At 66.2% G+C, this 24986-nt stretch carries 25 protein-coding genes; 7 read left to right on the top strand and 18 right to left on the bottom strand.

Features of this window, described 5'->3' with window-relative positions:
- The first annotated feature begins 20 nt into the window (after positions 1 to 20).
- The 3 genes from IPF36_RS06275 to IPF36_RS06265 all read left to right on the top strand — a co-directional run bounded on the left by IPF36_RS06275 (position 21) and on the right by IPF36_RS06265 (position 3519).
- A complete protein-coding gene (locus IPF36_RS06275) occupies positions 21 to 266 on the top strand; it encodes a hypothetical protein (RefSeq protein WP_135705442.1) in 246 nt (81 codons plus the stop codon).
- A gap of 181 nt (positions 267 to 447) precedes the next feature.
- The gene (locus tag IPF36_RS06270; protein ID WP_195427590.1) at positions 448 to 1434 is read left to right on the top strand and encodes a tripartite tricarboxylate transporter substrate binding protein; all 987 of its coding nucleotides are present in this window, start codon (positions 448 to 450) and stop codon (positions 1432 to 1434) included.
- 318 nt (positions 1435 to 1752) lie between these two features.
- A complete protein-coding gene (locus IPF36_RS06265; RefSeq protein WP_133096414.1) occupies positions 1753 to 3519 on the top strand; it encodes an ABC transporter ATP-binding protein/permease in 1767 nt (588 codons plus the stop codon).
- A 21-nt stretch (positions 3520 to 3540) separates the two neighbouring features.
- Here the strand turns inward: IPF36_RS06265 and IPF36_RS06260 are convergent, their stop codons facing one another.
- Together IPF36_RS06260 and IPF36_RS06255 are read right to left on the bottom strand one after the other, a co-directional pair.
- Positions 3541 to 3972: a universal stress protein gene (locus IPF36_RS06260; RefSeq protein WP_133096415.1), complete on the bottom strand. Its 432-nt coding sequence runs from the start codon at positions 3970 to 3972 to the stop codon at positions 3541 to 3543.
- Between the two features lie 141 nt (positions 3973 to 4113).
- Entirely contained in the window at positions 4114 to 5109 is a 996-nt protein-coding gene (locus IPF36_RS06255) for a tripartite tricarboxylate transporter substrate binding protein (RefSeq protein WP_133096416.1), read from the bottom strand.
- A 237-nt stretch (positions 5110 to 5346) separates the two neighbouring features.
- Here IPF36_RS06255 and IPF36_RS06250 point away from each other — a divergent pair, with 237 nt between their 5' ends.
- Positions 5347 to 5670, top strand: coding sequence for a hypothetical protein (locus tag IPF36_RS06250; protein WP_133096417.1), 324 nt, complete (start codon positions 5347 to 5349; stop codon positions 5668 to 5670).
- Between the two features lie 67 nt (positions 5671 to 5737).
- Here IPF36_RS06250 and aceB read toward each other — a convergent pair whose 3' ends face one another.
- Together aceB and IPF36_RS06240 are read right to left on the bottom strand one after the other, a co-directional pair.
- Entirely contained in the window at positions 5738 to 7324 is a 1587-nt protein-coding gene (gene aceB, locus IPF36_RS06245) for a malate synthase A (protein WP_029048444.1), read from the bottom strand.
- Positions 7325 to 7375: 51 nt separating this feature from the next.
- Complete coding sequence (locus IPF36_RS06240; protein ID WP_133096418.1) at positions 7376 to 8077, bottom strand: haloacid dehalogenase type II; 702 nt, start codon at positions 8075 to 8077, stop codon at positions 7376 to 7378.
- A 285-nt stretch (positions 8078 to 8362) separates the two neighbouring features.
- Between IPF36_RS06240 and IPF36_RS06235 the strand changes: the two genes are divergently transcribed.
- Together IPF36_RS06235 and IPF36_RS06230 are read left to right on the top strand one after the other, a co-directional pair.
- Positions 8363 to 9313 (top strand): LysR family transcriptional regulator, encoded by a 951-nt coding sequence (locus IPF36_RS06235; RefSeq protein ID WP_133096419.1) that lies wholly within the window; start codon positions 8363 to 8365, stop codon positions 9311 to 9313.
- A 181-nt stretch (positions 9314 to 9494) separates the two neighbouring features.
- Positions 9495 to 9929 (top strand): universal stress protein, encoded by a 435-nt coding sequence (locus IPF36_RS06230; protein ID WP_133096420.1) that lies wholly within the window; start codon positions 9495 to 9497, stop codon positions 9927 to 9929.
- An 81-nt stretch (positions 9930 to 10010) separates the two neighbouring features.
- Here IPF36_RS06230 and IPF36_RS06225 read toward each other — a convergent pair whose 3' ends face one another.
- Positions 10011 to 10772: a M48 family metalloprotease gene (locus tag IPF36_RS06225; RefSeq protein WP_195427589.1), complete on the bottom strand. Its 762-nt coding sequence runs from the start codon at positions 10770 to 10772 to the stop codon at positions 10011 to 10013.
- A 283-nt stretch (positions 10773 to 11055) separates the two neighbouring features.
- Here IPF36_RS06225 and IPF36_RS06220 point away from each other — a divergent pair, with 283 nt between their 5' ends.
- Complete coding sequence (locus tag IPF36_RS06220) at positions 11056 to 11394, top strand: penicillin-binding protein (protein WP_133096422.1); 339 nt, start codon at positions 11056 to 11058, stop codon at positions 11392 to 11394.
- Between the two features lie 113 nt (positions 11395 to 11507).
- On the opposite strand, the gene aceA is transcribed toward IPF36_RS06220, so the two are convergent.
- The 13 genes from aceA to IPF36_RS06155 all read right to left on the bottom strand — a co-directional run bounded on the left by aceA (position 11508) and on the right by IPF36_RS06155 (position 24983).
- On the bottom strand, positions 11508 to 12803 hold the full coding sequence (aceA, locus tag IPF36_RS06215) for an isocitrate lyase (protein ID WP_135705447.1): 1296 nt from the start codon (positions 12801 to 12803) through the stop codon (positions 11508 to 11510).
- A gap of 402 nt (positions 12804 to 13205) precedes the next feature.
- Positions 13206 to 13622 carry a gamma-glutamylcyclotransferase gene (locus tag IPF36_RS06210; protein WP_133096424.1) on the bottom strand — a complete coding sequence of 139 codons (417 nt, stop codon included), beginning with the start codon at positions 13620 to 13622 and terminating at the stop codon, positions 13206 to 13208.
- A 2-nt stretch (positions 13623 to 13624) separates the two neighbouring features.
- The gene (rraA, locus tag IPF36_RS06205; RefSeq protein WP_135705448.1) at positions 13625 to 14122 is read right to left on the bottom strand and encodes a ribonuclease E activity regulator RraA; all 498 of its coding nucleotides are present in this window, start codon (positions 14120 to 14122) and stop codon (positions 13625 to 13627) included.
- A 48-nt stretch (positions 14123 to 14170) separates the two neighbouring features.
- Positions 14171 to 15853, bottom strand: coding sequence for a thiamine pyrophosphate-binding protein (locus tag IPF36_RS06200; protein WP_135706285.1), 1683 nt, complete (start codon positions 15851 to 15853; stop codon positions 14171 to 14173).
- A gap of 145 nt (positions 15854 to 15998) precedes the next feature.
- Positions 15999 to 17249 (bottom strand): MFS transporter, encoded by a 1251-nt coding sequence (locus tag IPF36_RS06195; protein WP_195427588.1) that lies wholly within the window; start codon positions 17247 to 17249, stop codon positions 15999 to 16001.
- Positions 17250 to 17387: 138 nt separating this feature from the next.
- Positions 17388 to 18221, bottom strand: coding sequence for a LytTR family DNA-binding domain-containing protein (locus tag IPF36_RS06190; protein ID WP_135705450.1), 834 nt, complete (start codon positions 18219 to 18221; stop codon positions 17388 to 17390).
- A gap of 103 nt (positions 18222 to 18324) precedes the next feature.
- Positions 18325 to 19485, bottom strand: a complete 1161-nt coding sequence (locus tag IPF36_RS06185; RefSeq protein ID WP_135705451.1) for a sensor histidine kinase — start codon at positions 19483 to 19485, stop codon at positions 18325 to 18327.
- A gap of 9 nt (positions 19486 to 19494) precedes the next feature.
- Entirely contained in the window at positions 19495 to 19890 is a 396-nt protein-coding gene (locus tag IPF36_RS06180) for an Mpo1-like protein (RefSeq protein ID WP_195427587.1), read from the bottom strand.
- A 319-nt stretch (positions 19891 to 20209) separates the two neighbouring features.
- On the bottom strand, positions 20210 to 21154 hold the full coding sequence (locus IPF36_RS06175; protein WP_133096430.1) for a CysB family HTH-type transcriptional regulator: 945 nt from the start codon (positions 21152 to 21154) through the stop codon (positions 20210 to 20212).
- The gene (locus IPF36_RS06170) at positions 21151 to 22263 is read right to left on the bottom strand and encodes a sulfate/molybdate ABC transporter ATP-binding protein (protein ID WP_195427586.1); all 1113 of its coding nucleotides are present in this window, start codon (positions 22261 to 22263) and stop codon (positions 21151 to 21153) included. The genes IPF36_RS06175 and IPF36_RS06170 overlap by 4 nt, the downstream gene beginning before the upstream one ends.
- Before the next feature lie 11 nt (positions 22264 to 22274).
- Positions 22275 to 23222, bottom strand: a complete 948-nt coding sequence (gene cysW, locus IPF36_RS06165; protein ID WP_135705454.1) for a sulfate ABC transporter permease subunit CysW — start codon at positions 23220 to 23222, stop codon at positions 22275 to 22277.
- Between the two features lies 1 nt (position 23223).
- Positions 23224 to 24177 carry a sulfate ABC transporter permease subunit CysT gene (cysT, locus tag IPF36_RS06160; protein WP_135705455.1) on the bottom strand — a complete coding sequence of 318 codons (954 nt, stop codon included), beginning with the start codon at positions 24175 to 24177 and terminating at the stop codon, positions 23224 to 23226.
- A 137-nt stretch (positions 24178 to 24314) separates the two neighbouring features.
- Positions 24315 to 24983, bottom strand: a complete 669-nt coding sequence (locus tag IPF36_RS06155; RefSeq protein WP_195427585.1) for an alpha/beta hydrolase — start codon at positions 24981 to 24983, stop codon at positions 24315 to 24317.
- Positions 24984 to 24986 lie beyond the last annotated feature (3 nt).

Raw genomic sequence — 24986 nt, 5'->3', positions numbered from 1 at the left:
ATCCACGTTGAGGATGACCGATGTTTGCCCGATCTTTGCCGTGCACCTGCGCCAGCCCCGACGACCTGTGGTCTGCCATCGCCGGCCTCTCCGCCGAGCAGCTGCATACGATCATCGATACCGCCAGTGCATCGCCTGAACCGACGATGGACCTCAATGCCTTCAGGCGCCGCATTCTTGGCATGTTCGGCAATGTCGCGGGCTTCGCACCGGCGCCGCCGCCGGAATCGGTTCTGCGCGAACTGTGGGAGAAATACCGGGCCTGAAAGAAGACCGCGCGCCACTCAGTGCCCGACCGCTTATCGCACACTGACTTCACGGAAAGCGCCCTACCGCAGCCTCTTGGCACGTACCCGCTTCGACCGCTCCGGCATAATCACCCGGCGGAATAGCCGCTGGAACCCGCCGCAAAGGCGGGAGGAAAATTTGCCAAAGCAGGAGACGTAGTTGAGCATTTCGAATCGCGCGGCGCGCAGCGCACGACTGGTGACGCTCGCCATCACGAGTGTCGTTTTCGGCCATGCAGCATTGGCGGCCGACGCCTGGCCGACCAGGCCGATCAAGGTCATCGTTCCCTATACCCCCGGCGGGTCCACCGACACGGTATCCCGGGTCGTGTTCGAAAAGGTCTCGCAAAGCCTCGGGCAGCCCATCATCATCGAGAACAAGCCGGGCGCGAACAGCACGCTTGGCGTTGGCGTGGCCGTGCGCTCGGCGGCGGACGGCTATACCTTTGTCTCGGTTCTCGCGGCCTACAGCGCCAACATGTCGCTGTATTCCAAGCTGAGCTACAAGCCTTCGGACCTCGTGCCGGTGGCGGAGATGGCGGAGCTGCCGCTGTTCCTGTTCGCGAGCAAGAAGGTGCCCGCGAAGACTGTTGCCGAACTGATCGACTATGGCAAGAAGCATCCCAACACGCTGACATTCGGCTCGAGCGGCGTGGGTAGCTCGGCGCACCTGACGGGCGAGCGGCTGGCGATGGAGTCCAAGGTCAAGATGACCCACGTGCCGTACAACGGCAGCGCACCGATCCTGCCGGCGCTCGTTTCCGGCGAGGTGTCGGTCGCATTCGATCCGCTGCTGGTGCCGATGCCGCACGTGAAGTCGGGCAAGATCAATGTGCTGGCCGTCGCCTCGGCCAAGCGCTGGCCGGGCGAGCCGAATATCCCGACCATGGAAGAGTCGGGCTTCCCGGGCTTCGTGATGAGTTCCTGGACCGGCCTGCTGGCGCCTGCCGGCACGCCCGCGCCTGTGGTTGACCGCATGGCAAAGGAAATCGCCGCGGCAACGCGCAGCCCCGAAGTGGCCAAGAGGCTGACCGACCTGGGCTTCGTGCCGGTAGGCGGTTCCTCCGAGGAATTCCGCAAGGTGATCGAGCGCGACATCGCTCGCTATGGCCAGATCGTCAAGGCGGGAAAGATTACCCTCGACTGAGGCCGGCGCTGCGGCCGCGACCGGCGGGCACGCCCCGCCGCCGCAGCCGCGCCTGAAACTGCAGGTACCTTTGAAAAAGCTTGCAGGGTTCGCCTGTAGCGGCTCGGTCACCCTCCAGCCGCAACCTGGTTCGACGTTGCCGCCAACACCGCACACCGCGCGCGGGCACGAAAAAAACGAGGGCCGGGCGGATGATTTCTGGTCAGGCGTGGATATTGCTGGCCTATATTTCATCCAGAGATTCTCCTGCTGGTCCGCTTCGTTGCAGCACGACGAATGTGCGTGGCGGCGGGGAATCCGTCTGCGCTGGAGAGTCAGATGAGCGTCGTGCCCGAGCCAAGGATTGCCGGCACCACTTCGGCCCGCAAGAAACGTCCGGGCGTCCCCACGCGCCACGTGTGGACCCGTTACTGGGCCATTGCCCGCCCCTACTGGTTTTCGCGTGAGCGATGGAAGGCGTCCGGCCTGCTGCTCCTGCTGATCCTGCTGCTGCTCGGCCAGACGCAGGCCGAAGTCTGGATCAACGAACAGACCGGCGAATTCACTTCGGCCCTGGCGGCGCAAGATGCCGACCGCTTCTGGGGCTCGATCCAGAAGTGCCTCTATATCCTGCTCGGCGCCGTTCCCATCTATTCCTCCTACTACTTCCTGCGCAACAAGCTGGGCCTGCTGTGGCGACGATGGCTCACCCGTCACTACCTCGACGGGTACTTCAGGGACCGGACCTATTACAAGCTCAACGCCAACGCGGCGATCGACAATCCGGACCAGCGCATCACCGAAGACATCAACACCTTTACCAAGCAATCGCTGTATTTCCTGTCGATCGGCATCGGCGCGCTGCTGCAGCTGATCGCCTTCAGCGCCGTGCTGTGGTCGATTTCCCAGATGCTGGTCTACTTCCTGGTGGTCTACGCCATCGCCGGGAGTTTCGTCTCGATGTACTTCTTCGGGCGCGTGCTGATCGGGTTGAATTTCTTCCAGCTCAAGCGCGAGGCGGATTTCCGCTTCAGCCTGATCCGTGTGCGCGAGAACGCCGAATCGATCGCCTTCTACCGCGGCGAGGCGCTGGAATCGTCGCATGTCAGCGGCCGCTTCGAGCAGGCCTTCCGCAACTTCGACAAGCTCATCAAGTGGCAGCTCAGCCTGAACACGTTCCAGTACGGCTACGGCTTCCTGACCATCCTGCTGCCCAGCGCCATCGTCGCCTCGCACGTGCTGTCCGGTGAAATGGAGGTCGGGCGCGCGATCCAGGCTGCGGGGGCGTTCGCCGCAGTGTTGAATGCGCTGACGGTGATTGTCGACAACTTCGAAGAGCTGGCCCGCTTTGTCGCCGGGCTGGACCGGCTGGATACCTTCGCCAGCACGCTGGCCGACACGCCGGCCAAACCGGACAAACTCGCCGAGCCGGCGCACAAGATCGAGTCCGTGCAGGACTCGCGCCTGTCGCTGCTGCATGTGACGCTGCACACGCCGAACCTGGAACGCACGCTGGTGCGCGACCTGACGGTGTCGGCCGATCCCGGCGAAGGGCTGCTGATCGTCGGCGCCAGCGGCGGCGGCAAGAGCTCGCTGATGCGCGCCATCGCCGGTTTGTGGACCAGCGGCACCGGCTGCATCATGCGCCCCAGGCCGCAGGACATGCTGTTCCTGCCACAGCACCCGTACATGGTGGTCGGCAGCCTGCGCGGCCAGCTGCTCTACCCCAACCACATAGGGCAGCACATCGCCGACGACGAGCTGATCCGGCTGCTCGAGCTGGTGAATCTTGGCGGCATTGTCGACCGCTTCGGCGGCCTCGATACCGAAGTGGACTGGGGCAAGGTGCTGTCGCTGGGCGAACAGCAGCGGCTGACGATCGGGCGCGTGCTGCTGTCGCGGCCCCGCTATGTGATGCTTGACGAGGCCACCAGCGCGCTCGATATCGCCAACGAGGAAGGCATGTACCGGTTGCTGGCCGGCATGGACGCGACGCTGGTCAGCGTCAGCCACCGCCCTTCGCTGCTCAAGTACCACCACCAGGTGCTGGAACTCGATGGCGCCGGCGGCTGGAAAGTGAATCCAAGCCGGGGCTACCGCTTCTGATCCGCTGGCGGATTGCGCAAGTCAGCGATAGACCAGCACGGGGATCCTGCAGTGGGTCAGCACCTTCTGCGTTTCGCTCCCGACCAGCAGCCCCTCCAGCCCGCGCCGTCCGTGCGACGCCATGAAGATCACGTCGCAGCCGTGCTTGGCGGCGGCATCGATGATGCCCTTGTACGGCACCGACGTGCTCATGTCGGTCTGGCAGGTCACGCCCGCCTCGGTGGCCGCCGCGACAACCTCGGCCAGCACCGCGCTGGCCCGCTCGGCCTCATGTTCCTCATACGCCTTTCGCCGCGGATGGCCGGCATCCCCCGAGGACAGGTAGGGATATTCCTCCATGCACGTATACGCCGTCAGCTTCGCGCCGCCCGCCTTGACGAAATTGATCGCGGCCGCCATGGCGACCTTGGAAAGCTCCGAGCCATCGGTGGCCAGCAAGATGTGCTTGAACACGATTCCCTCCATAGGCTGCTGATTTTTGATTGCCGCGGCATGGCGCCGCAACAAGTCCAGTATGGACAAGAAATCGCCTGCCGGCAGATCCCGGCGTTCAGCTCCGGCAGCCTGGACGTCTCCGGGACCGGCCTGGCAGGCTCAATTCTCGATCTTGAAGCCGATGTCCTTGATAAATTGGCCCCAGCGCGCATGATCGGTCCGGATCTGCGCGGCAAATGCTTCCGGCGTGACCGCCTGCGCCGGCAGCACGCCAACGCCGGCCAGCCGCTTCTGGTACGCGGGATCGGCCAGCACCTTGCGCACGGCCTCCGAGACGGCATCGACCGTTGCCTTGGGCATGGCCTTGGGCCCGAACAGCGCAAAATATCCGCTAAGTTGCTCCATTTCCTGGAAACCGAGCTCACGGAATGTTGGAGCGCCGGGCGCCATGTCCGACCGCTCCGGCATGGTGGTCGCCAGCACCTTGGTCTTGCCGGCCTGGTACAGCGGCACGCCGGTGGTCAGGCCGTCGATCATCAGCGGCACCACGCCGCCCACCAGGTCCTGCGTGGCGGGCGCCGAGCCCTTGTACAGCACCGGCTCCAGGTTGGTGCCTGCCAGCCGGTTGAACAGCAGCGGGCCAAAGTGCGACGACGTGCCCGGGCCATAAGAGGCGGAATGGATCGGCTTGCCCTGGTTGGCCTTGGAATAGGCGATCAGTTCCTTCAGCGTGGAATACGGGGCGTCCTTGTTGGCGGCAAGCAGCACCGGGGCGCGGCCGAGTTCGGCCAGCGCAGTCAGGTCGGTCAGCGGATCGTAGGGCACGCGGTTGATATGCGCGCCCGAGGTGGCGGACGATCCCAGCGTCACCAGCAGTGTCTGGCCGTCGTTCCTGGCGCGGATCACGTCCTGCGTGGCGGGAACGGTGGCGCCGCCCGGCTTGTTCTCCACCACCACCGACTGGCCCGTCACGCGGCCAAGATAGTCGGCAAACAGCCGCGCCACCACGTCCGTACCGCCGCCGGGCGGATACGCCACCACCAGCCGGATAGGCCGCGCGGGCCACTGCTGCGCCATGGCGTACGGCGCCACGCCGGCGGTTGCGGCAACGGCTGCGGCAACGGCGGCGGTGCCCAGGAACTGTCGACGGTCCATATCTGAAGTCTCCGCTTTGATGTTGTGGTCCGCGCTGGCGGCGGGTACTTCATATTAGAGAGTGTTGCCGCGCGGGACATGCGGGGTTTTCCAGCATGACGCGGATCCGGATTGCGGCCGGCGGCTGGTCTGTCCCGGCGACTTCTTGCTACGCTGCTAGGTAAGCCGCCGCCCCTGCATGCCCACGCTGGTATGAACATTGCGCGCTATCTGCCCGGCACGGCCAAAGGAGTGATCATGCAAGAGCTGGCCTTCCGCACCCTGCTGTACCGCTACTTTTTCTTCAACTGGCTGTTCCGCGACGCCAGCCAGGGAAGCCGGGCCGAACGGGCCCACGCCTGGCATTTCAACAAGGCGCGTGCGCACTGGCTGCCGACGTATATGCGGCGCTGGCTGTGGTGCGGGGTCTTCTTCTATGCCGCGGGCAGCGTAGTGGAAGGCGTGCTGTGCGCGCCCGTGCTGTCGGCGCTGTTTTACGTGCCGGGCGCGCTCAGCGTGCCGGTCAATGTGGTCATCATGGTGGTCTGGATCGGGCTGAAGAGGCTGCCCGGGCCGCTGTAAAACGAAGACAAAAAAACCGCAGCCATCAGGCTGCGGTTCCTGGTCATGCCGGAGCAGTGCGCCCCGCTCAGACTTCTTCGTACAGCGGCAGCGTCAGGAACTCGGCGAAATCCTCCGATGTCGACATCTGCTCGAAGATCTCGGCAGCGCGGTCATAGGTCTTGGTGTCGCCACCGACCAGTTCCTTCACCTTGGCCAGTTCTTCCGGGATCAGCTTGCGCACCAGCTCGGCCGTGACCTTGGTGCCGTCTTCCAGCTTGCCCTTCGGCGAGCGGATCCACTGCCACACCTGCGAGCGCGAGATCTCGGCGGTGGCGGCGTCTTCCATCAGGTTGTGGATCGGCACGCAGCCGTTGCCGGCCAGCCAGGCGCCCAGGTAGTGGATGCCGACGTTGATGTTCATGCGCAGGCCGTGCTCGGTGATCGGCGTTTCCGGCTTGAAGTCGAGCAGGTCGGCGCCCTTCACCTGCACGTCCGGACGCTGCTTCTCGAACTGGTTCGGCTTGTCGCCCAGCACTGCCACGAATTCCTTCATGGCCGGCTCGACCAGGCCCGGGTGTGCCACCCAGCCGCCGTCGTAGCCGTCGGTGGCATCGCGGCGCTTGTCGCTGATGATGCCTTCCATGGCGATGGCGTTCTTCTCCGGATCGTTCTTGATCGGGATCAGCGCGCTCATGCCGCCGATGGCGGGGGCGCCGCGCGAGTGGCAGGTCTTCAGCAGCAGCAGCGCGTAGGCACGCATGAACGGAGCGGTCATGGTGACCTTGGCGCGGTCGGCCAGGCAGAAGTCCTTGTCGTTCTTGAACTTCTTGATGCACGAGAAGATGTAGTCCCAGCGGCCGGCGTTCAGGCCGGCGCTGTGCTCGCGCAGCTCATACAGGATCTCTTCCATCTCGAACGCGGCGAGGATGGTCTCGATCAGCACGGTGGCCTTGATGGTGCCTTGCGGCAGGCCGATTTCGTTCTGCGCCATCACGAAGATGTCGTTCCACAGGCGCGCTTCCAGATGGCTTTCCATCTTCGGCAGGTAGAAGAACGGGCCGGCGCCGCGCGCGATCTGTTCCTTGGCGTTGTGGAACAGGAACAGCGCGAAGTCGAAGATGCCGCCCGAGACGCGCTTGCCGTCGATGGTGACGTGCTTTTCGTCCAGGTGCCAGCCGCGCGGACGCACCTGCAGCGTGGCGATCTTGTCGTTCAGCTTGTATTGCTTGCCCTTCGATTCCAGGGTCAGCGTGCGGCGCACGGCGGCCTTCAGGTTGACCTGGCCCTGCAGCTGGTTGTGCCAGTTGGGGGTGTTGGAATCCTCGAAGTCGGTCATGTAGCTGTCAGCGCCCGAGTTGAAGGCGTTGATCACCATCTTGGCTTCGACCGGGCCGGTGATTTCCACGCGGCGGCATTCCAGCGCCTTGGGCACCGGCGCAACCTTCCAGTCGCCTTCGCGGATGCTCTTGGTTTCCGGCAGGAAATCAGGGACTTCGCCGGCGTCCAGGCGCTTGGCGCGCTCCACGCGCGCGGCCAGCAGTTCCTGACGGCGCGGCTCGAAGGCGCGGTGCAGCTTGTCTACCAGGGCCAGGGCTTCCGGCGTGAGGATATCTTCGTAGGCCGGCAGGATTTCGCCGGTAATCTTCATGCCCGCGGGCAGCGTGATAGCCATCAGTGTTCTCCTGTTAAACGATAGCGATAGCTTTGGTTGTTGGGCGCCCTGCTATGCCGCCACGCCATGGGCGCGGACGAATTCGAGCAGGTCGTTCATGTCGTGCCCGGTGCCGGAGGGGGCTACGTCGAGCCGCTCCGCCGGGTGGCCGGCACGGTTGATCCAGAAGGTGGTGTAGCCAAACCAGGTGGCGCCGCAGGCGTCCCAGCCGTTGGACGAGACGAACAGCATCTCCTGCGCGTCCAGCCCGAAGGCCAGCGGCCCCAGTGCATAGGCGGCGGGCGCGGTCTTGTACTGGCGCACCGCATCGACCGACAGCACGTGGTCGAACAGGCCATGCATGCCGGCACTCTTGACCGAGATGTCGAGCATCTCGGCATTGCCGTTGGACAGGATGCCCAGCGGCAGCCCCGCCTTGCGCAGGCGCTTGAGCGCACCCAGGTTTTCCGGGAAGGCCGACAGGCAGGCGTATTCCTTGAGCAGCTGGGCTTCCGTCGCTTCATCCAGCGCCAGACCCAGGCGCTCGGCGGCATAGCGCAGCGCGTCCACGGTGATGGCCCAGAACGGCTTGTAGTGCGCGCCGTCGTGCCCGGCCATGGTGCGGATGCGGGTGTAGTCGATCTGGCGGTCGCGCCACAGCAGCGCCAGCGCCTCGCCGCGGCCCGGGAACAGCTGTTCCGCGCGCGCGGTGACGGAATACACGTCGAACAGCGTGCCGTAGGCATCGAAGACGACTGCGCGGATCTTGTTCATGTGAGCGCTGGCAACCTGACTCTGCAAAGTGTGTCGGTGCCGGACCACAACTGCGTGGCCCTGTACACCGATGAATGCATCGCATTGTAGGGAGACGCTGCACTGCGGCAAAGGTGCCCCGGGTCACTTGATCTTTTACTTTTCGGCCACTAATCTTGGCTGACTAAAACGATACTCCGCACTAAATCCTTGCGCATTGGCCGCCGGCAGCACCCTGCAACGCATTGGGCGTGACCGGGCCAGCGCGCGAGTGCGTATTACTCGGGCACTACTCGGCGAACATTTGTGGACCATTTCAAACAGCTGGAGACTTTTGTATCCGTCGCCTCGCGCGGCAGCCTGTCGGCGGCAGCAGCGGCGGAAGGCGTGGCGCCGGCCATCATCGGGCGCCGCATCGATGCGCTGGAAGAGCGGCTGGGCGTCAAGTTGCTGGTACGTACCACGCGCAAGATCAGCCTGACCTTCGAAGGCTCGGCCTTCCTGGAGGACTGCCAGCGCATCCTGAACGACCTGCACAACGCCGAGGCCAGCGTTTCGGCCGGCGGCGTCAAGGCCAGCGGCCACCTGCGCGTGACAGCGCCGGCCGGCTATGGCCGCAAGCACGTGGCGCCGCTGGTGCCGCTGTTCATTGAATCGCACCCTGACGTATCGATCACGCTGGACCTGTCCGACCGCGTGGTCGACCTGGTCAATGAAGGCTTCGACTGCGCGATCCGGCTGGGCGACCTGCCCGACTCCAGCCTCGTTTCAATCCGGCTGGCCGAGACCCGGCGCGTGGTGGTGGCCTCGCCCGACTACCTGGCCCGCGCCGGCCGGCCCGGCACGCCGGACGAACTGCAGCGGCACAACTGCCTGGCCTTCGGCGCCAGCGCCAACGTGCAGCGCGGCTGGGTCTTCACCGAAGACGGGCGCTCGGTGACGGTCAAGGTGGGCGGCACCATGGAATGCACCGACGGCGCGGTGCTGCACGAGTGGTGCCTGCAGGGCAACGGCCTGGCGTGGCGGTCGTGGTGGGAAGTCGGCAACGAAATCGCCAGCGGCCGGCTGGTCACGGTGCTGGACGAGTTCCAGGCGCCGCCGATCGGCATCCATGCGGTGTTCCCGCAGCGCAAGCACCTGCCGCTGCGGGTGCGGCTGTTTATCGATCACCTGAAGAACACCTACGGCAACCCGGCTTACTGGCGACGGGCGGAGCAGGCGGCATCCATGCCGGCGGCAGCGGCGCTGGCAGGCTGACCGGCAGCGCAAGGCTCAGGCTGAGGCGCTTTTGTTGCAATTGATTTTGCACAATGCCGTACTCGGCACCCTGACTACAATGGATTCAGACAGGCGCTTTCACTGCCCCGGCATCGCCCCCCCGGCGCCGGGCGGCCGCCCTGCCCCCTTCCCTATTCCCTAGTCAGAAAAGGAGCCCCGCATGTTCCAACACATCCTGCTACCCACCGACGGCTCGGAACTCTCCAAGAAAGCCATCAACGGCGGGCTGGAACTCGCCAAGGCCATCGGCGCGCGCGTCACGGCCTATGTCTGCCTGGAGGAGTATCCCTACACCCCGTTCAGCGAAATCGTGGTCGAGGCGCCGCAGGCCTTCAAGGACCGCATCGAGAACCAGGCCAAGCTCTACCTGAAGGAAGTCGAGAACCTGGCGAGCGCGGCCGGCGTCGTCTTCGACGCCGACATGTCGACTTTCGCGGTGCCCTACCTCGGCATCATTGACGCGGCCGAGCGCCATGGCTGCGACGTGATCTTCATGGCGTCGCATGGCCGGCGCGGGCTGTCCGGCCTGCTGCTCGGCAGCGAAACGCAGAAGGTGCTGACGCATACCGACATCCCGGTGATCGTGTATCGGTGACCCCCGGCCTGCTTCGGCAGAAGGCACAACGCCCGCACCGGGCTCCCCGGTGCGGGCGTTGTCATGGGTGCGGCCGGTAGCTTACGAAGCCTTGCGGATCCGCTCCTCCATATGCCTGGCGCGGTCATCCGAACCCGGGTGCGACGAGAACATGCTCGACTTGCCGCCATCGAGCCTGGCCAGCTTCTGGAACGCCGTCACCAGTCCGCGCGTGTTGGCCTTGTTTTTGGTCAGCAGGTCGAACGAGTAGTCATCCGCCGCGCTTTCCTGCGACTGCGAGAACTGCGCGTTGACCAGCTTCTCGCCCAGTTCGCCCAGTTGCGACGACGACAGCGCGGCCACCGCGCCGTTGCCGGCCGACGCGGCCGCGCCACGCGCGGCGGTTGCCGTGTAGGCGACCTGCATGGCCTTTTTGGTGTGGCCCAGCGCGACATGGCCCAGCTCGTGGCCCAGCACGCCCCGCACTTCATCGTCGGTCATCATGTCCATCAGGCCGCTGTAGACGCGCACGCAGCCGTTGGCCATGGCCCAGGCGTTGACGTCCTTGGTCATGTACACCTTGGCGTTGACGTTGGGCACGTTGCTGCCGTTCAGGCCGCTCATGATCTTGGCCAGGCGCTTGCCGTAGGTGGTATTGGCGCCGGCGATCCTGTTGGTCTTGTCCGATTCGGCGCAGGCCTGGTCGGACAGGCTCTTGACGTCCGCGTCGCTCAGCGTCGCGGCCTTGGCCAGCGAGGAGCCGGCGGACACCATGCCGTCGATGTTGGTGGGCATGCCGCCGGAACAGCCGGCCAGCAGTGCGGCCGCGACGGCGCAGGTAGCGAGAGAGAATGATGCTTTCATGATGTTGTTCTTGGTGGAGGCTCAGAATGTGCCGACAAAGGCCCGGGCACTTTATGGCATCCACTTGCTGACGGCATCACCCAAATGCAATAAATCGTCAGATATAACAATTTATTGCATTTGGCACTGATTTCCGCCCCGGCACTCCGCGGCGCATCGACCGACCTCGGATGGAATCTTCGCCAAGGTCACCTAAGCTTGTGGGAGGGCGATCAGCGAGTGGAAATTCGCACCAAGTCGCAACGCGTACATTTTCGGTCGGGGGCAGACGGAAGGTGTGATCATGCGACTTTCACTCATAGCCTGCGTCGGCATCCTGGCGCTTTCGGCATGTGCCTCGACCTCCGATGACAGAGGCTCTTTTACGGTGATGACGCCGGCCAGCTTCGATCGCACCTTCACCGCGGCAGCGGGGGCAATGCATGACCAGGGGCTGGCGATCAGTCTCGCGGATCCGGTCAGGGGCGTGGTGGTCGGCAGCCTGGAAAGCCGGACGGTGATGGCGGGTGTGGACCAGCTGCCAGACGGCCACGTGCGGGTGACATTCGACAGCATGGGCGAAAACGATCCAGCGCTGATGGCGCGCATTTCTAGCAGCTACGATCACCGCATGGGGCGTTAAAAAAAAGCGCGCCGTCCCTGAGAGAGAACGGCGCGTCGCCTAAAAAGGAGGACGTGATGATCGCACGCCCCCCGATCCGCCGGACCCACTAGCCGGCGGAGTGACCAGGAGAGTCAGGCCACTTTCTTGTCTTCGAAGAACTGCTCGTCTTCGGTCGAACCCTTCAGCGCGGTAGTCGACGACTGGCCGCCTTCGATGGTCTGGGTCACGGCATCGAAGTAGCCGGTGCCGACTTCGCGCTGGTGCTTGACCGCGGTGAAGCCCTTCTCGGCCGCCTTGAACTCGGCTTCCTGCAGTTCCACGAATGCGCTCATCTGGTTGCGGGCGTAGCCGTAGGCCAGGTTGAACATCGAGTAGTTCAGCGAGTGGAAGCCGGCCAGCGTGATGAACTGGAACTTGTAGCCCATCGCACCCAGTTCCTTCTGGAACTTGGCGATGGTGGCGTCGTCCAGGTTCTTCTTCCAGTTGAACGACGGCGAGCAGTTGTACGCCAGCATCTTGCCCGGGAACCTGGCGTGCACGGCTTCGGCAAACTTCTTGGCGAACTCGAGGTCCGGCTTGCCGGTTTCGCACCACACCAGGTCGGCCACTTCAGCGTACGCCAGCGCGCGCGAGATCGACTGCTCCAGGCCGTTGCGGACGCGGTAGAAGCCTTCCACGGTGCGCTCGCCGGTGCAGAACGGCTTGTCGTTGTCGTCGACGTCGGAGGTCAGCAGGTCGGCGGCTTCTGCGTCGGTACGAGCGATCACCAGGGTCGGCACGCCCGAGACGTCGGCAGCCAGGCGCGCGGCGGTCAGCTTGGCGACGGCTTCGCGGGTCGGCACCAGCACCTTGCCGCCCATGTGGCCGCACTTCTTGACCGAAGCCAGCTGGTCTTCGAAGTGAACGCCGGCGGCGCCCGCTTCGATCATGGCCTTCATCAGTTCGAACGCGTTAAGCACGCCGCCAAAGCCGGCTTCGGCGTCAGCCACGATCGGGGCGAAGAAGTCGGTGTCGCCCTTGCCTTCGCTCCACTGGATCTGGTCGGCGCGCTGGAAGGTGTTGTTGATGCGCTTGACCACCTGCGGCACCGAGTTGGCCGGGTACAGCGACTGGTCGGGGTACATTTCGCCGGCCAGGTTTGCGTCGCCGGCAACCTGCCAGCCCGACAGGTAGATGGCCTTCAGGCCGGCCTTCACTTGCTGCATGGCCTGGTTGCCGGTCAGCGCGCCCAGCGAGTTGACGAACGGCTCGGTGTGCAGCAGGTTCCACAGCTTCTCGGAACCACGGCGGGCCAGGGTATGCTCGACCTGGACCGAACCACGCAGGCGCACAACGTCTTCAGCGGTGAAGTTGCGCTTGATACCTTTCCAGCGGGGATTGGTATCCCAGTCTTTTTGCAGTGCCTGGATCTGTTCTTGGCGGTTCATGGTCACTCTCCTGAAGATGCCTGGATGGCTGAGAATCTCTTGATCACCTGCCTTGGGGCGCCGCCTGTGGGGGCGTTTTTTGCGTCTCAGGTCATGTGTCTTATATAAGAGTGTAGGGAATGCTCCCGCGTTGCAACAACCCTGAACTGAAGTTGCCGCTTAGTTTTTTTCTTCAATAAATTCATATGCTTATGAAATTTATTTCACGATGCGGGACATAATCTTCCATCATGAGAAATGGAGTTGTGCTCCGCAAACCATGTATTTTTGCGGACCGCAACAGCTTTCCACATCGTGAAAAATCGCAGGAATGGCATGCATGCGCGTGATTGGTCGCAAGCGAGCCAAAAGGAAACGGCGCCTCAAGGGCGCCGTTGACCAGATGACTTTGCCTGACCGCTTTCAGGGGCTGGCAGGATCGCGCGCGCGGCGGTAGGCCACCCAGTCGCCGCTGCCAATATGCGGCAACGCGGCCACGGCGGCTTCCGCCACCGGATACAGCAGGCAGGCAACGGGCTTGCCATCCTGCTGCACCGCGCATTCCTCGCGCACGAACAGCGTAGCCTGACCCGGGTACACCTCTTCGATCTCGTCCAGGACCGGCAGCAGTGCATCGGCAATGTCGTAGATATCCCCGACAACCGGCCCGGCCGCCGCATCCAGCACCAGCCCGGGATAGGTGCCGAAGTCATAGAGCCGGCCTGACACCGTCGCCGTGCCCAGCAGCGTGGGCGCGGCAATGCCGTGCCGCCGCGCGGCCGCATTCAGGTCGTTGACCTCGCCGGCGCGCAGCGTGCCGTAGACGAAGACGCGCGGCATGCTCAGCCCTCCAGCTTGTCGTCCGAGACCAGCACGCCGTCGGCGTCGACATAGATCCAGTTGCCCGGACGCACGACCGCACCGGGCATCTGCACCGTGACTTCGCTTTCGCCGGCGTTGCGCTTCTGGCTCTTCTGCGGATGCGCCGCGAGCGCGCGGATGCCGATGTCGCACACATCCAGCTCGGCGCTGTCGCGCACGCAGCCATTGACGACGATGCCGGCCCAGCCATTCTTCTCGGCCAGCAGGCCGAGATTGCCGCCGACCAGCGCGCAGCGCAGCGAGCCGCCGCCGTCGACCACCAGGACCCGGCCCTGGCCGGGCGCTTCCAGCACGGTGCGCACGAGTGCATTGTCTTCGAACACCTTCAGCGTCGCGGCCGGGCCGGCAAAGGCACCCTGCTTGCCCCAGGCGCGGAACACCGGCGCCATCACGCGCAGGGTGCCGGCCGCGAGGCGGTCTTCATGGGCGTCACACAGGTCGGTGGTGACAGGCTTCATCAATGGTCTCCTGATGGATGGTAAGGATCCGTTGCGGCCGCGCCGGGTTCAGTGCTGCCCGCCGGCCAGCGCCTGCGCGCGGATCGCGCTGAGCGTGGTGCGCGGCGTGATCACGTCCGGATCGACGCGGATCTCGATCAGCGTCGACACCGGCGCGTCCAGCGCGGCGCGCAGCGCCGGGGCGAAGGCCTCGGTGGAGGTCACGGTCTCGCCGCGCGCACCATAGGCGCGCGCCAGCGCGGCAAAGTCCGGGTTGTGCAATTCGGTGCCCGATACATGGGTCGGGTATTCGCGTTCCTGGTGCATCCGGATGGTGCCGTACATGCCGTTATTGACGACGATAAACACCACCGGCGCCTGGTACTGCATGGCGGTAGCAAGTTCCTGGCCATTCATCAGGAAGCAGCCGTCGCCGGCCAGCGCCACTACGGTGCGCCGCGGGAAGGCAATCTTGGCGCCGACCGCGGCGGGCACGCCATAGCCCATCGCGCCGCTGGTCGGCGCCAGCTGGCCGCGGCCGCCGTTGCGGAACGGGCGATAACGGAAGTAGCGGTGCAGCCAGCCAGCGTAGTTGCCGGCTCCGTTGGTGACCACCGCATCGTCCGGCAGCATCTGGTCGAGCGTGCGGATGACCTCGGCCATGTCGACGCCCTGCCCCGCATACGCAGGCGGCTGCAGGTAGCGCTCGTAATCGGCATGGGCCGCTTCGGTCCAGGGCTGCCAGCGCGGCGCCGCGGCGGGCTCCAGCGCGGCCAGGCGCGCGGCGATGGCCGGCATCGAGGCGTGGATCATCAGGTCGGCCTGGTAGACGCTGCCCAGTTCCTCGGCACCGGCGTGCACGTGCACCAGCGTTTGCGCGGGCCGCGGCGCGGCGATCAGCGCGTAGCCGCCGGTGGTCATCTCGCCCAGGCGCGGGCCGATGGCCAGCACCAGGTCCGATTGCCGGATGCGCTCGGCCAGCGCCGGGTTGATGCCGATGCCGACATCGCCGGCATAGTTGGGATGGCGGTTGTCGAACAGGTCCTGCCCGCGGAAGGCGCAGCCTACCGGCAGCGCGAAGCGTTCGGCAAAGGCCTGCAGGTCGGCGCAGGCCTGCGGCGTCCAGCCGCTGCCGCCGGCCAGCACGAAGGGCCGCTCGGCGGCTTCAAGCATTTGCTGGAGGCGCGCCATCCCGGGATCGCCCGGCCAGCTCAGCACGCGCTCGTAGCCGCGTAGCTGCGGCACCACGGCCGTCTGCGCCAGCATGTCCTCCGGCAGCGCCAGCACCACCGGGCCGGGCCGGCCCGAGGTGGCGGTCTGGTAGGCGCGCGCGATGTATTCGGGGATGCGCTCGACCCGGTCGATCTGCGCCACCCACTTGGCCATCTCGCCGTACATGCGGCGGTAGTCGATTTCCTGGAAGGCTTCGCGATCCATGAAATCGGTACCGACCTGTCCGATGAACAGGATCATCGGCGTCGAATCCTGGAACGCGGTATGCACGCCGATGCTGGCATTGGTGGCGCCAGGACCGCGCGTGCAGAAAGCCAGCCCGGGACGGCCAGTCAGCTTGCCGTAGGCCTCGGCCATGACCGCGGCGCCGCCTTCCTGCCGGCAGACGATAAAGCGCAGCTGGTCGCGGCGGCGATGGAAGCCGTCGAGCACCGCCAGGTAGCTTTCACCCGGCACGCCGAAGGCCAGCTCGGCGCCATGCGCCAGCAGCGCGTCGACCAGGATATGGCCGCCCAGCATCGGCACCTCGCCGGCTTCGTGCGAATGGGGAGTGTCAGGGTTCGAATGGCCCGGCGTGAAAGTCATGGAAACATCCTCGAGGCAGGCTGGAACAAGGCGAGACGCGCAGAGGGCAGGCAATGGCGGCCGGCGGCGCCGGCCCGGTTCAGGCTGCCGGCGCCGCGGCGCCGCGGCGCGAGCGGTTGCCGTTGCCCACCGTCACCGCGGTAAAGATCGAGATCAGCTGGAAGCCGCCGATCATGAAGAACACCCAGGCCGGCAGCCGCGCATCCATCAGCGCGCCAAAGAACAGCGGCCCGCAGGCCAGCCCGATGTCGAGGCCGGAATAGACCACGCCATAGACACGGCCGGTGGCGCCGGCGGGCGCGGCGGCACGCACCAGCAGGTCGCGCGACGGACCGGCGATGCCGGCGCCAAACCCGATCACCCCCATCAGCACCGGCACCAGCAGCGCGGGGAACAGGTTCAACCCGACCAGGATGGCGAACAGGCCGGAGACGGTAAAGCTGAGGGCGATGAGCCGGTCATGGTTGCTGGTGCGGCTGGCGGCAAAGCCGCCGACCACCATGCCGCCGGCGCTGCACAGCATGTAAATGGTGTATGAAGCCGTGGCCAGCGTGAACGGCATGCCGTACAGGTAGGTCAGCGCGGTCGGCGCAAAGCTCTGGATGCCCGCGGCGGAGAACGTGGTCAGCAGAAAGAACGCCCAGCACACCCATACCTGCGGCAGCCGCAGGAAGCCCAGCAGGCTGCCGCCGGCGGCCCTGGCGGCGGGACGGCCCACGGAGTCGCGCACCTCGCGCGGATCCAGCACATGGCGCAGCACCACCAGCACGGCCAGCACCGCGAAGGCCACGACCGAAGCCGCCGCCAGCGCCACGCGCCAGCTGGCCAGGTTGGCGATGGTGACCAGGAACAGCGGCGCCGCCGCCCAGCCCAGGTTGCCGGAAATGCCGTGGGCCGAGAACGCATGGCCCAGCCGCGGCTGCGATACGTGCTTGTTCAGCAGCGTGAAATCAGCCGGGTGGAACACGCCGTTGCCCAGCCCCGCCACCGCCGCGCCGGCCAGCAGCGCGGCATAGCCGTTGCTGGCCGATAGCAGCAGCGCCGCACTGCCCAGGAAGGCCAGCCCGGCAAACAGCACCGGACGCGCGCCGAAGCGGTCCACCACGAAACCCGAGGCGGTCTGCACTACCGCCGACACGGCGAAGAACACCGTCATCAGCAGGCCGAGCTCCGCATAGCTCAGGCCGAACTCGGCCTTGATCCACGGGAACAGCGGCGCCAGCAGCAAATGATAGAAATGCGAGACCCCATGCGCCAGCCCGACCAGCCCGATCACCTGGGCGTCATGGCGAAGCGGATTGCGGGCGGGATCGATGGCGGCGGTGGACATGGCGCGGGCGGAAGGTGCGGTTGCGGGCTGCGGAGTAGATGCGGCGAGCCAGCAAAAAATGCGGGCCGAAGCCCGCATCATAGAGGAAAACCGCGCCACGCTGCAGCCGGGTGGCGGTACCGCCGCTTGCTGCGATCCTTACATCTGCTTGAACAGGTGCGCGTACTGGCGCGCCACCGGCAGCAGCTCGGGCCGGTCGCGCAGCCGCAGCGACAGCCGCCCCAGCGACTGGTTGACCGCGCTGGCCACGCAGTCGATGTTGACCACCGTGCCGCGGTGGACCTGCCAGAAACGCTCCGGATCCAGTTGCTGGGTCAGTTCGCGCAGGCTGGTGCGGATCAGCGCCTCGCCGGCGCTGGAGACCACGTTGACGTACTTGTCGGTTGCCTCCAGGTAGATCACCTCGTCGACCGGGATGATGCGGACCTCCTGACCGACCAGCGCCTTGATAAAGCGCAGGTACTGGCGCTGCGACGCGCCGCCGGGCGTGGCGTGCTCCAGGGATTCGAGCCGCGCCAGCAGTTGCCCCAGGCGGTCGGTGTCGAGCATGGCGGCGCCCTCATCCGTCTCCTCGTCTGCGTCGTCCTCCGTGTCCGACATCGCCTGCAGGCGTTCCTTGAGGCGGCACACGGTCGCCTCCAACCGCTCGCGCTGCACCGGCTTGAGCACATAGTCGACCGCGGCGCGCTCGAAGGCCTCCAGTGCAAACTGGTCATAGGCGGTGACAAAGACCACCAGCGGCGGGATATCAAACTCGATCAGCTCGCGCGCCACGTCCATGCCGCTCATGCCCGGCATGCGGATGTCCAGGAACACCACGCGCGGCTGGTGCTCGCGCGCGGCGGCCAGCGCGGCCATGCCGTCGTGCACGACCGAGACGATACGGGCCTCGGGCCACAGCGACTTCAGTTCGGATTCCAGCACGCGCGCGAGCAGCGCTTCGTCGTCGGCGATCAGAAGGGTCGGAGTCATGGGGGCGAGGTTGGGGGCAGTGAAAAAATCTGGGCGATGCTGGGGGCGCCGCCCTACGCAGCGCCCCTCGTTGTCTTCGCACCGGCGATCACCAGCAGCGCGTTCAGGTCCGCTGGATCGCCGGCGACACCGGCATGCTCTCCGGCAGCGTGACCGTCTGCGTCAGGGTCGGCGCCTCGACCGGGCGCACCAGCGGCAGCGTCAGCCGCACCACCACGCCGCGCGGCGTGTTTTCTTCCATCTGCATGCTGGCGGCGGCCCCGAAGATCCGTGCCAGCCGCTCGCGCACATGGGTGATGCCCAGCCCCGAGCCCTTGCCCGAGGCCTGGCCAAAGCCCACGCCGGTATCGGCAATGATGACCTGCACCGCATCGTCGCCGGCGGCGCGCGCCGACAGGCGGATATGCCCGCCGATCATGCAAGGCTCGATACCGTGCGTCACCGCGTTTTCCACCAGCGGCTGGATCAGCATCGGCGGAATTTCGACCTTGGCCAGCTCGCGCGGCAGGTCGATGTCATACGACAGCCGCTGGCCGAAGCGCATGCCCTGGATATCCAGGTAGCTGCGCAGCAGCTCGAACTCCTGCCGCAGCGTGCATTGCTCGGCGCGGGTGTGGGCCAGCGACATGCGCAGGAATCCGATCAGGCGCTGCAGCAGCTGGCGCGCGGCGGGCGGGTCGGTGGCGATCAGGCCGTCGAGGTTGGCCAGCGAGTTGAACAGGAAGTGCGGCTCGATCTGCGCCTGCAGCGCCATCAGCTGCGCGCGCACCAGTTGCTTCTCGGCTTCCTCGCGCTGCAGCGCGTCGAGCGCGGCCTGGCGCTCCAGGTAGGCGAGCTTCTCGCGCGACCAGTAAAAATAGATCATCGACGCCGATGCCAGCATGCCCACCACCAGGCACATGCGCAGCATGTCGCCGGTTTCGGCCACCGACTTGGGCGGCAGGTCCAGCGCCACGCGCGTGGCCCAGCCGCCGATCACCACGCCGGTCGGCACCGCGGCGGCGGCCAGCAGCAGGAAAGGCCAGCGCCGCGGCCGGTCGTTCCACCAGATGCCGACGCGGGGGATATCGATCAGCAGCCAGATCGACAGGCCGATCAGCTGGCTGTAGACAAAGTTGTGCCAGAGCGTGCCGCCGGTCTGGAAGCCGTAGTTGAGGCTGACGGCGATGACCGTGTTCATGCACAGCACGAACAGCAGGTCGCGCCCGAGGATGGTAAGCCGCGACGGGGGCGCGGTGGCGACGGTGGAGATGCAGCGGTTCATGGCGGTATGTTAGCGTTGGCTGGTCTCGGCGCAATCCCCCGAGGTGACGCGCGTGCCACACTCACCGGTCAGCGCACGCCACCACTGCCCTGACAGCACATAGCGCGGGAAGGTGATCCATTGCTCGGCGAAGATGCGTCCGGCGATGTCCGCCGGTCCGGCAAACGGCTCCGGCGCGTTGGCCTCGAGCCGGTGCCCGCGCCCTTGCAGCGCCAGCGACATGCCCATGCACACCAGCCCCAGCGCCACCGCGGGCAGGCTCAGCCGCAGAATGCCATAGGCGCCCAGCACCGTGCCCGCCATGAACATCGGCACGGCCACGATATGCAGCAGCAGGTTGCGGGGATGCTGGTGGTTGCGGCCATAGCCGCGCCACTGCCAGCGCAGCAGCGGTTCTTTGCGCATGATCGTCTCTCTCCCTTGCCCTTTTTCTGCCCGCCTACATCGCCCGGCCAGGGGCCGAAGGGGCAGCCGCGCGCAATATCTGTTGCACTGCGGGAAAGCGCCGCGCAAGTTCAATCCGGATGCGGAAGGCCATGCGTGGCACGTGCACGGACTTTACCCTTCACCCGGCTGCGAAGAAAGCCTGTTGCGACGAACGGTGGAAACGGGGCGCGAACGGCACCGTGCGGGGGCGGACGGCGCGCGCGGAAGGCGGCGAGGTGCAGCCAACGCCATCCGGCGCCGGGCAAAGCCCGGCGCCGGGCCGAGATACGGGCGGCGCTCAGGCCGCCAGCGCCTGCCGCTCCTGCTCCGACAGCGCGCTGCTGACGGTGTCGCGCGACAGGTGCGGCGCGAACATATTGATGAAGGCGTGCGCATAGCCGCGCAGGTAGGAACCACGGCGCACGGCCACGCTGGTGGTGTTGGGCGCGAACAGGTGGTCGGCCTTGATGCGCACCAGGCCAGAATCCTTGCGCTCGTCGTACGCCATCGACGCGATGATGCCCACGCCCAGCTCCAGCTCGGCATAGGTCTTGATCACGTCGGCGTCGAGCGCGGTCAGCACGATCTCCGGCTGCAGCCCGGCTTCGGCGAAGGCGCTGTCGATCTTGCGGCGGCCGGTAAAGCCGGCGTCGTAAGTGATGAGCTGGAAACCGGCCACGTCCTCGAGCGTCGGCTCGGGCAGGCGCGTCAGCGGATGGTCGGGCGAAACCACCAGCACGTGCTGCCAGCTGTAAGCCTCGAACGAGGTCAGCCCGGCTTCGGTCGCCAGCGCTTCGGTGGCGATGCCGATATCGGCCTGCCCCGTCAGCAGCAGCTCAACGATATGCGTGGGCGACGCTTCCTGCAGCGCGAGGGTCACGTGCGGATACTCGCGGCGGAAGGCCTGCACCACGCGCGGCAGCGCGTAGCGGGCCTGCGTGTGGGTGGTGGCCACGGTCAGGCGCCCGGTATGGCGGCCGGCGAACTCGTCGCCGGCCTGGCGCAGGTTCTCGGCCTCAAGCAGCAGGCGCTCGACGATGCGCACGATCTCGCGGCCGGGCTCGGTCAGCCCGGTCAGGCGCTTGCCGTAGCGCTCGAAGATCTCCACGCCCAGCTCTTCTTCCAGTTCGCGGATCTGGCGCGACACGCCGGGCTGCGAGGTGTAGAGCGCGTTGGCGACCTCGGTCAGGTTGAACTGGCGGCGCACCGCCTCGCGGATCGATCGGAGTTGCTGGAAGTTCATCGTGCGGCCTCTTGTTTTTTGATGGGGGCAGTGCCGTTGGCCTGCGTAAAGACGCGCAGCTGGCGCGGCCGCACGGCGAGCAGCTCGCCCTCGCGGAAGCCCGCGCGGCGGAAGCGCTCGAGCGGCAGCGCCACCTCGATCACGTCCTGGTTGTCTTCACGCTCGAGTTCGAGCTGGGCCACCGGGCCGAGCGTCAGCGCGCGGCGCAGCGTCACGGCAATGCCGTCGGCGCCGGGCGAATAGCGCTCCAGGTCCAGGTCGTGCGGACGCACATACGCCACCGCATCACCTGCGGTCTCGTGCCCGCTGCCGACCACCGGCAGCACCGCTTCGCCGGTATGCAGCAGGCCGCCGCTCTCGCCCACTTCCAGCCGGCCGTGGAACAGGTTCACATTGCCGAGGAAGCCGAACACGAACGGCGTGGCCGGATGGTTGTAGACCGCCTCGGGCGAGCCATACTGCTCGACGTGGCCGCGGTTCATCAGCACCACCTGGTCGGCCACTTCCAGCGCTTCTTCCTGGTCGTGCGTGACGAACACGCTGGTCACATGCAGTTCATCGTGCAGGCGGCGCAGCCAGCGGCGCAGCTCCTTGCGCACCTTGGCGTCGAGCGCACCGAACGGTTCGTCGAGCAGCAGCACGCGCGGCTCCACCGCCAGCGCGCGCGCCAGCGCGATGCGCTGGCGCTGGCCACCCGACAGCTGCGACGGGTAGCGGTCGGCCAGCCAGTCCAGCTGCACCAGGTCGAGCAGCGAATGCACCTTCTCGCGGATCTGCGCTTCGCTCGGGCGCTCGGCGCGCGGCTTCACGCGCAGGCCGAAGGCCACGTTCTCGAACACGCTCATGTGCTTGAACAGCGCGTAGTGCTGGAATACGAAGCCCACCTGGCGCTGGCGCACATGCTGGTCCGAGGCGTCCCGCCCGGACAGCACGATCTTGCCCGCGTCGGCGCGCTCCAGGCCGGCGATGATGCGCAGCAGCGTGGTCTTGCCGCAACCAGACGGCCCCAGCAGCGCGGTCAGCTCGCCTTCGTCGAAATCGAGCGAGACATTGTCCAGCGCGACGAAATCGCCAAAGCGCTTCTCTACGTTCTTGACCTGGATACTCATGATGCCGTTCCTTACACGGATGCCTGCAGGGGGGTTCCTGCTGTACCAGCTGTACCAATCGGCCGCTCGATCACGGCCTCTTCCGTCTCTTTGCGCGCGCGCCATTCCACCAGCGTCTTGATGCCGAGGGTGACCAGCGCCAGCAGCGTCAGCAGCGAGGCCACCGCGAAGGCCGCCGCGAAGTTGTATTCGTTGTAGAGGATCTCTACGTGCAGCGGCATGGTGTTGGTCAGCCCGCGGATATGGCCCGACACCACCGATACCGCGCCGAACTCGCCCATCGCGCGCGCATTGCAAAGGATCACGCCGTACAGCAGGCCCCAGCGGATATTGGGCAGCGTGATATGGCGGAAGGTCTGCCAGCCCGAGGCGCCCAGCACGATCGCGGCCTCTTCCTCTTCGCTGCCCTGCGCCTGCATCAGCGGGATCAGTTCGCGCGCCACGAAGGGGAAGGTCACGAAGATCGTCGCCAGCACGATGCCGGGCACCGCGAACATGATCTTGATGTCGTGCGCTTCCAGCCACGGGCCGAACCAGCCCTGCGCGCCAAACAGCAGCACATAGACCAGGCCGGAGATCACCGGCGACACCGAGAACGGCAGGTCGATCAGCGTGATCAGCAGGTTCTTGCCGCGGAACTCGAACTTGGCGATGGCCCATGCCGCCGCCACGCCGAACACCACGTTCAGCGGCACCGCGATCGCCGCCACCGTCAGCGTGAGCTGGATCGCGGCCACGGCATCGGGTTCGACCAGCGCTTCAAAGTAGGTCTGCACGCCCTTGCGCAGCGCTTCGTAGAACACCGAAGCCAGCGGCACGAACAGGAACAGCGTGAGGAACAGCACCGCCACCGTGATCAGCGTGTAGCGCACCCATGGCGCCTCGCCGGTGGCATCGAATGCGTGGTGGGCCTTGGCCTGGCGCTGCGCGCCCAGGCGTCCCGAAACTGCGCCCGCCATGTCAGAACTCCTTGCCCGTCGCGGGCGCTTCCGGTGCCAGCGCAGCGCGCGCACCCGACTGGTGGCGGCGCGTCCAGGCCTGCAGCAGGTTGATCAACAGCAGCAGTCCGAACGAGATCACCAGCATCACCACGGCCACCGCGGTGGCGCCGGCGTAGTCGTATTGCTCCAGCTTGGAATAAATCATCAGCGGCGCGATCTCGGACACCATCGGCATGTTGCCGGAGATAAAGACCACCGAGCCGTACTCGCCGGTGGCGCGCGCGAAGGACAGCGCGAACCCGGTCAGCAGCGCCGGCAGGATCGCCGGCAGGATCACGCGCCGGAAGGTCTGCAGCCGGTTGGCGCCCAGGCTGGCGGCGGCCTCTTCCAGTTCCTGCTCCACGTCTTCCAGCACCGGCTGCACCGTGCGCACCACGAACGGCAGGCCGATAAACGTCAGCGCCACCACCACGCCCAGCGGCGTGAACGCGACCTTGATCCCGAGCGGCTCGAGGTAGCGGCCGATCCAGCCGTTGCCGGCAAACAGCGCGGTCAGCGCGATGCCGGCCACCGCGGTCGGCAGCGCAAACGGCAGGTCGACCAGCGCATCGATCAGGCGCTTGCCGAAAAAGCGGTAGCGCACCAGCACCCAGGCGACAATCAGCCCGAACACCGTATTGACAATGGCCGCCACCAGCGATGCGCCGAAGCTCAGCTGCAGCGATGCCACCACGCGCGGCGCCGTGATCGACGTCCAGAACGCGTCCCACGTCATCGTGAACGTCTTCAGGAACGTGGCCGACAGCGGAATCAGGACGATCAGCGTCAGGTAGAACAGCGTGAAGCCCAGCGACAGGCCAAAGCCGGGAAGCACCGTGAAGCGCTGCTTGGCGGGGCGGCGGGGCGCACGCGATGCCGGCGCATCGGGGGCGCCCGGCGTGGGGGCATCCGCCAGGGATAGGGATGGTGGCATGTCGGTCTCGTCTGTGGTGGCCGGCTTGTGGCGCCGGTTCCTTATGACGCCGGCGCATATTGCGCCGGCTTACGAGACAGATTCTGCAGATCCGTTCTTATAAACAGAACGAATCTTTCTGAATTTTCTTAGACGGTTTAGATATATGGAGCGCCCGGCGCCACTTCCACGCCGGCCTCCCATGGCGCAGGCGTCACTTCAATGGCTCCGGCATCACATGCGTCAGCGATACGTTGCACCAGCGTACCCAGCAACGCCAGGCCCTCGTCCCAGTCGCCCAGGCCGGAATCGGAATTGATATGCCCCAGGTTGCCGGCATCGACCAGTTCGCTGCCCCACAGCGTGCCCCAGCTGAAGGCGGTGCGCTGCGGCATCCAGGGATCGTTGCGGCTAGCGACCATGATGGTGGGGAACGGCAGGCGGTAGGTCGGCAGCAGGCTGGCGACGCCGAACTTGTCGGGATCGGCCGGCGCCACCAGCAGCGCGCCGGCGATACCGGCCGGGTCCAGCGACGCCTGCCGCAGGGCCGCCAGGCAGCCAAAGCTGTGCGCCACCAGCAGCGCCCCGCGCGAGGCCACGCCTTCCGAGACGCGCTCGGCCCACAGCGGCAGGCTCGGACGCGACCAGTCATGCTGCTCGACGCGCTGCCAGTCCGGGAAGCGCTGCTCCCAGCGGCTTTGCCAGTGCCCCGGGCCGCTGCCATGCAGGCCCGGCACGGTCAGCACCTGCAGGTGCCGCGGGATTTCCAGGCGCGTACCGTGCGCCGCCGATGATGGCCCTGCCGATGGCCCGATCGCTTGCGTCATACC

The sequence above is a fragment of the Cupriavidus sp. IK-TO18 genome (assembly GCF_015549295.1).
Classification (GTDB): Bacteria; Pseudomonadota; Gammaproteobacteria; order Burkholderiales; family Burkholderiaceae; genus Cupriavidus; species Cupriavidus oxalaticus_A.
Note: the sequence above shows the minus strand (reverse complement) of the source record. Positions and strands in the feature narration are given on the sequence as shown.

Excerpts from the sequence above, each read along its gene's own strand:
- IPF36_RS06275 (WP_135705442.1), top strand. The coding sequence starts at position 21 with ATGTTTGCCCGATCTTTGCCGTGCACCTGCGCCAGCCCCGACGACCTG.
- IPF36_RS06265 (WP_133096414.1), top strand. The coding sequence starts at position 1,753 with ATGAGCGTCGTGCCCGAGCCAAGGATTGCCGGCACCACTTCGGCCCGC.
- IPF36_RS06255 (WP_133096416.1), bottom strand. The coding sequence starts at position 5,109 with ATGGACCGTCGACAGTTCCTGGGCACCGCCGCCGTTGCCGCAGCCGTT.
- IPF36_RS06250 (WP_133096417.1), top strand. The coding sequence starts at position 5,347 with ATGCAAGAGCTGGCCTTCCGCACCCTGCTGTACCGCTACTTTTTCTTC.
- aceB (WP_029048444.1), bottom strand. The coding sequence starts at position 7,324 with ATGGCTATCACGCTGCCCGCGGGCATGAAGATTACCGGCGAAATCCTG.
- IPF36_RS06240 (WP_133096418.1), bottom strand. The coding sequence starts at position 8,077 with ATGAACAAGATCCGCGCAGTCGTCTTCGATGCCTACGGCACGCTGTTC.
- IPF36_RS06230 (WP_133096420.1), top strand. The coding sequence starts at position 9,495 with ATGTTCCAACACATCCTGCTACCCACCGACGGCTCGGAACTCTCCAAG.
- IPF36_RS06225 (WP_195427589.1), bottom strand. The coding sequence starts at position 10,772 with ATGAAAGCATCATTCTCTCTCGCTACCTGCGCCGTCGCGGCCGCACTG.
- IPF36_RS06220 (WP_133096422.1), top strand. The coding sequence starts at position 11,056 with ATGCGACTTTCACTCATAGCCTGCGTCGGCATCCTGGCGCTTTCGGCA.
- aceA (WP_135705447.1), bottom strand. The coding sequence starts at position 12,803 with ATGAACCGCCAAGAACAGATCCAGGCACTGCAAAAAGACTGGGATACC.
- IPF36_RS06210 (WP_133096424.1), bottom strand. The coding sequence starts at position 13,622 with ATGCCGCGCGTCTTCGTCTACGGCACGCTGCGCGCCGGCGAGGTCAAC.
- rraA (WP_135705448.1), bottom strand. The coding sequence starts at position 14,122 with ATGAAGCCTGTCACCACCGACCTGTGTGACGCCCATGAAGACCGCCTC.
- IPF36_RS06200 (WP_135706285.1), bottom strand. The coding sequence starts at position 15,853 with ATGCTGGGCGGCCATATCCTGGTCGACGCGCTGCTGGCGCATGGCGCC.
- IPF36_RS06195 (WP_195427588.1), bottom strand. The coding sequence starts at position 17,249 with ATGTCCACCGCCGCCATCGATCCCGCCCGCAATCCGCTTCGCCATGAC.
- IPF36_RS06190 (WP_135705450.1), bottom strand. The coding sequence starts at position 18,221 with ATGACTCCGACCCTTCTGATCGCCGACGACGAAGCGCTGCTCGCGCGC.
- IPF36_RS06185 (WP_135705451.1), bottom strand. The coding sequence starts at position 19,485 with ATGAACCGCTGCATCTCCACCGTCGCCACCGCGCCCCCGTCGCGGCTT.
- IPF36_RS06180 (WP_195427587.1), bottom strand. The coding sequence starts at position 19,890 with ATGCGCAAAGAACCGCTGCTGCGCTGGCAGTGGCGCGGCTATGGCCGC.
- IPF36_RS06175 (WP_133096430.1), bottom strand. The coding sequence starts at position 21,154 with ATGAACTTCCAGCAACTCCGATCGATCCGCGAGGCGGTGCGCCGCCAG.
- IPF36_RS06170 (WP_195427586.1), bottom strand. The coding sequence starts at position 22,263 with ATGAGTATCCAGGTCAAGAACGTAGAGAAGCGCTTTGGCGATTTCGTC.
- cysW (WP_135705454.1), bottom strand. The coding sequence starts at position 23,222 with ATGGCGGGCGCAGTTTCGGGACGCCTGGGCGCGCAGCGCCAGGCCAAG.
- cysT (WP_135705455.1), bottom strand. The coding sequence starts at position 24,177 with ATGCCACCATCCCTATCCCTGGCGGATGCCCCCACGCCGGGCGCCCCC.
- IPF36_RS06155 (WP_195427585.1), bottom strand. The coding sequence starts at position 24,983 with ATGACGCAAGCGATCGGGCCATCGGCAGGGCCATCATCGGCGGCGCAC.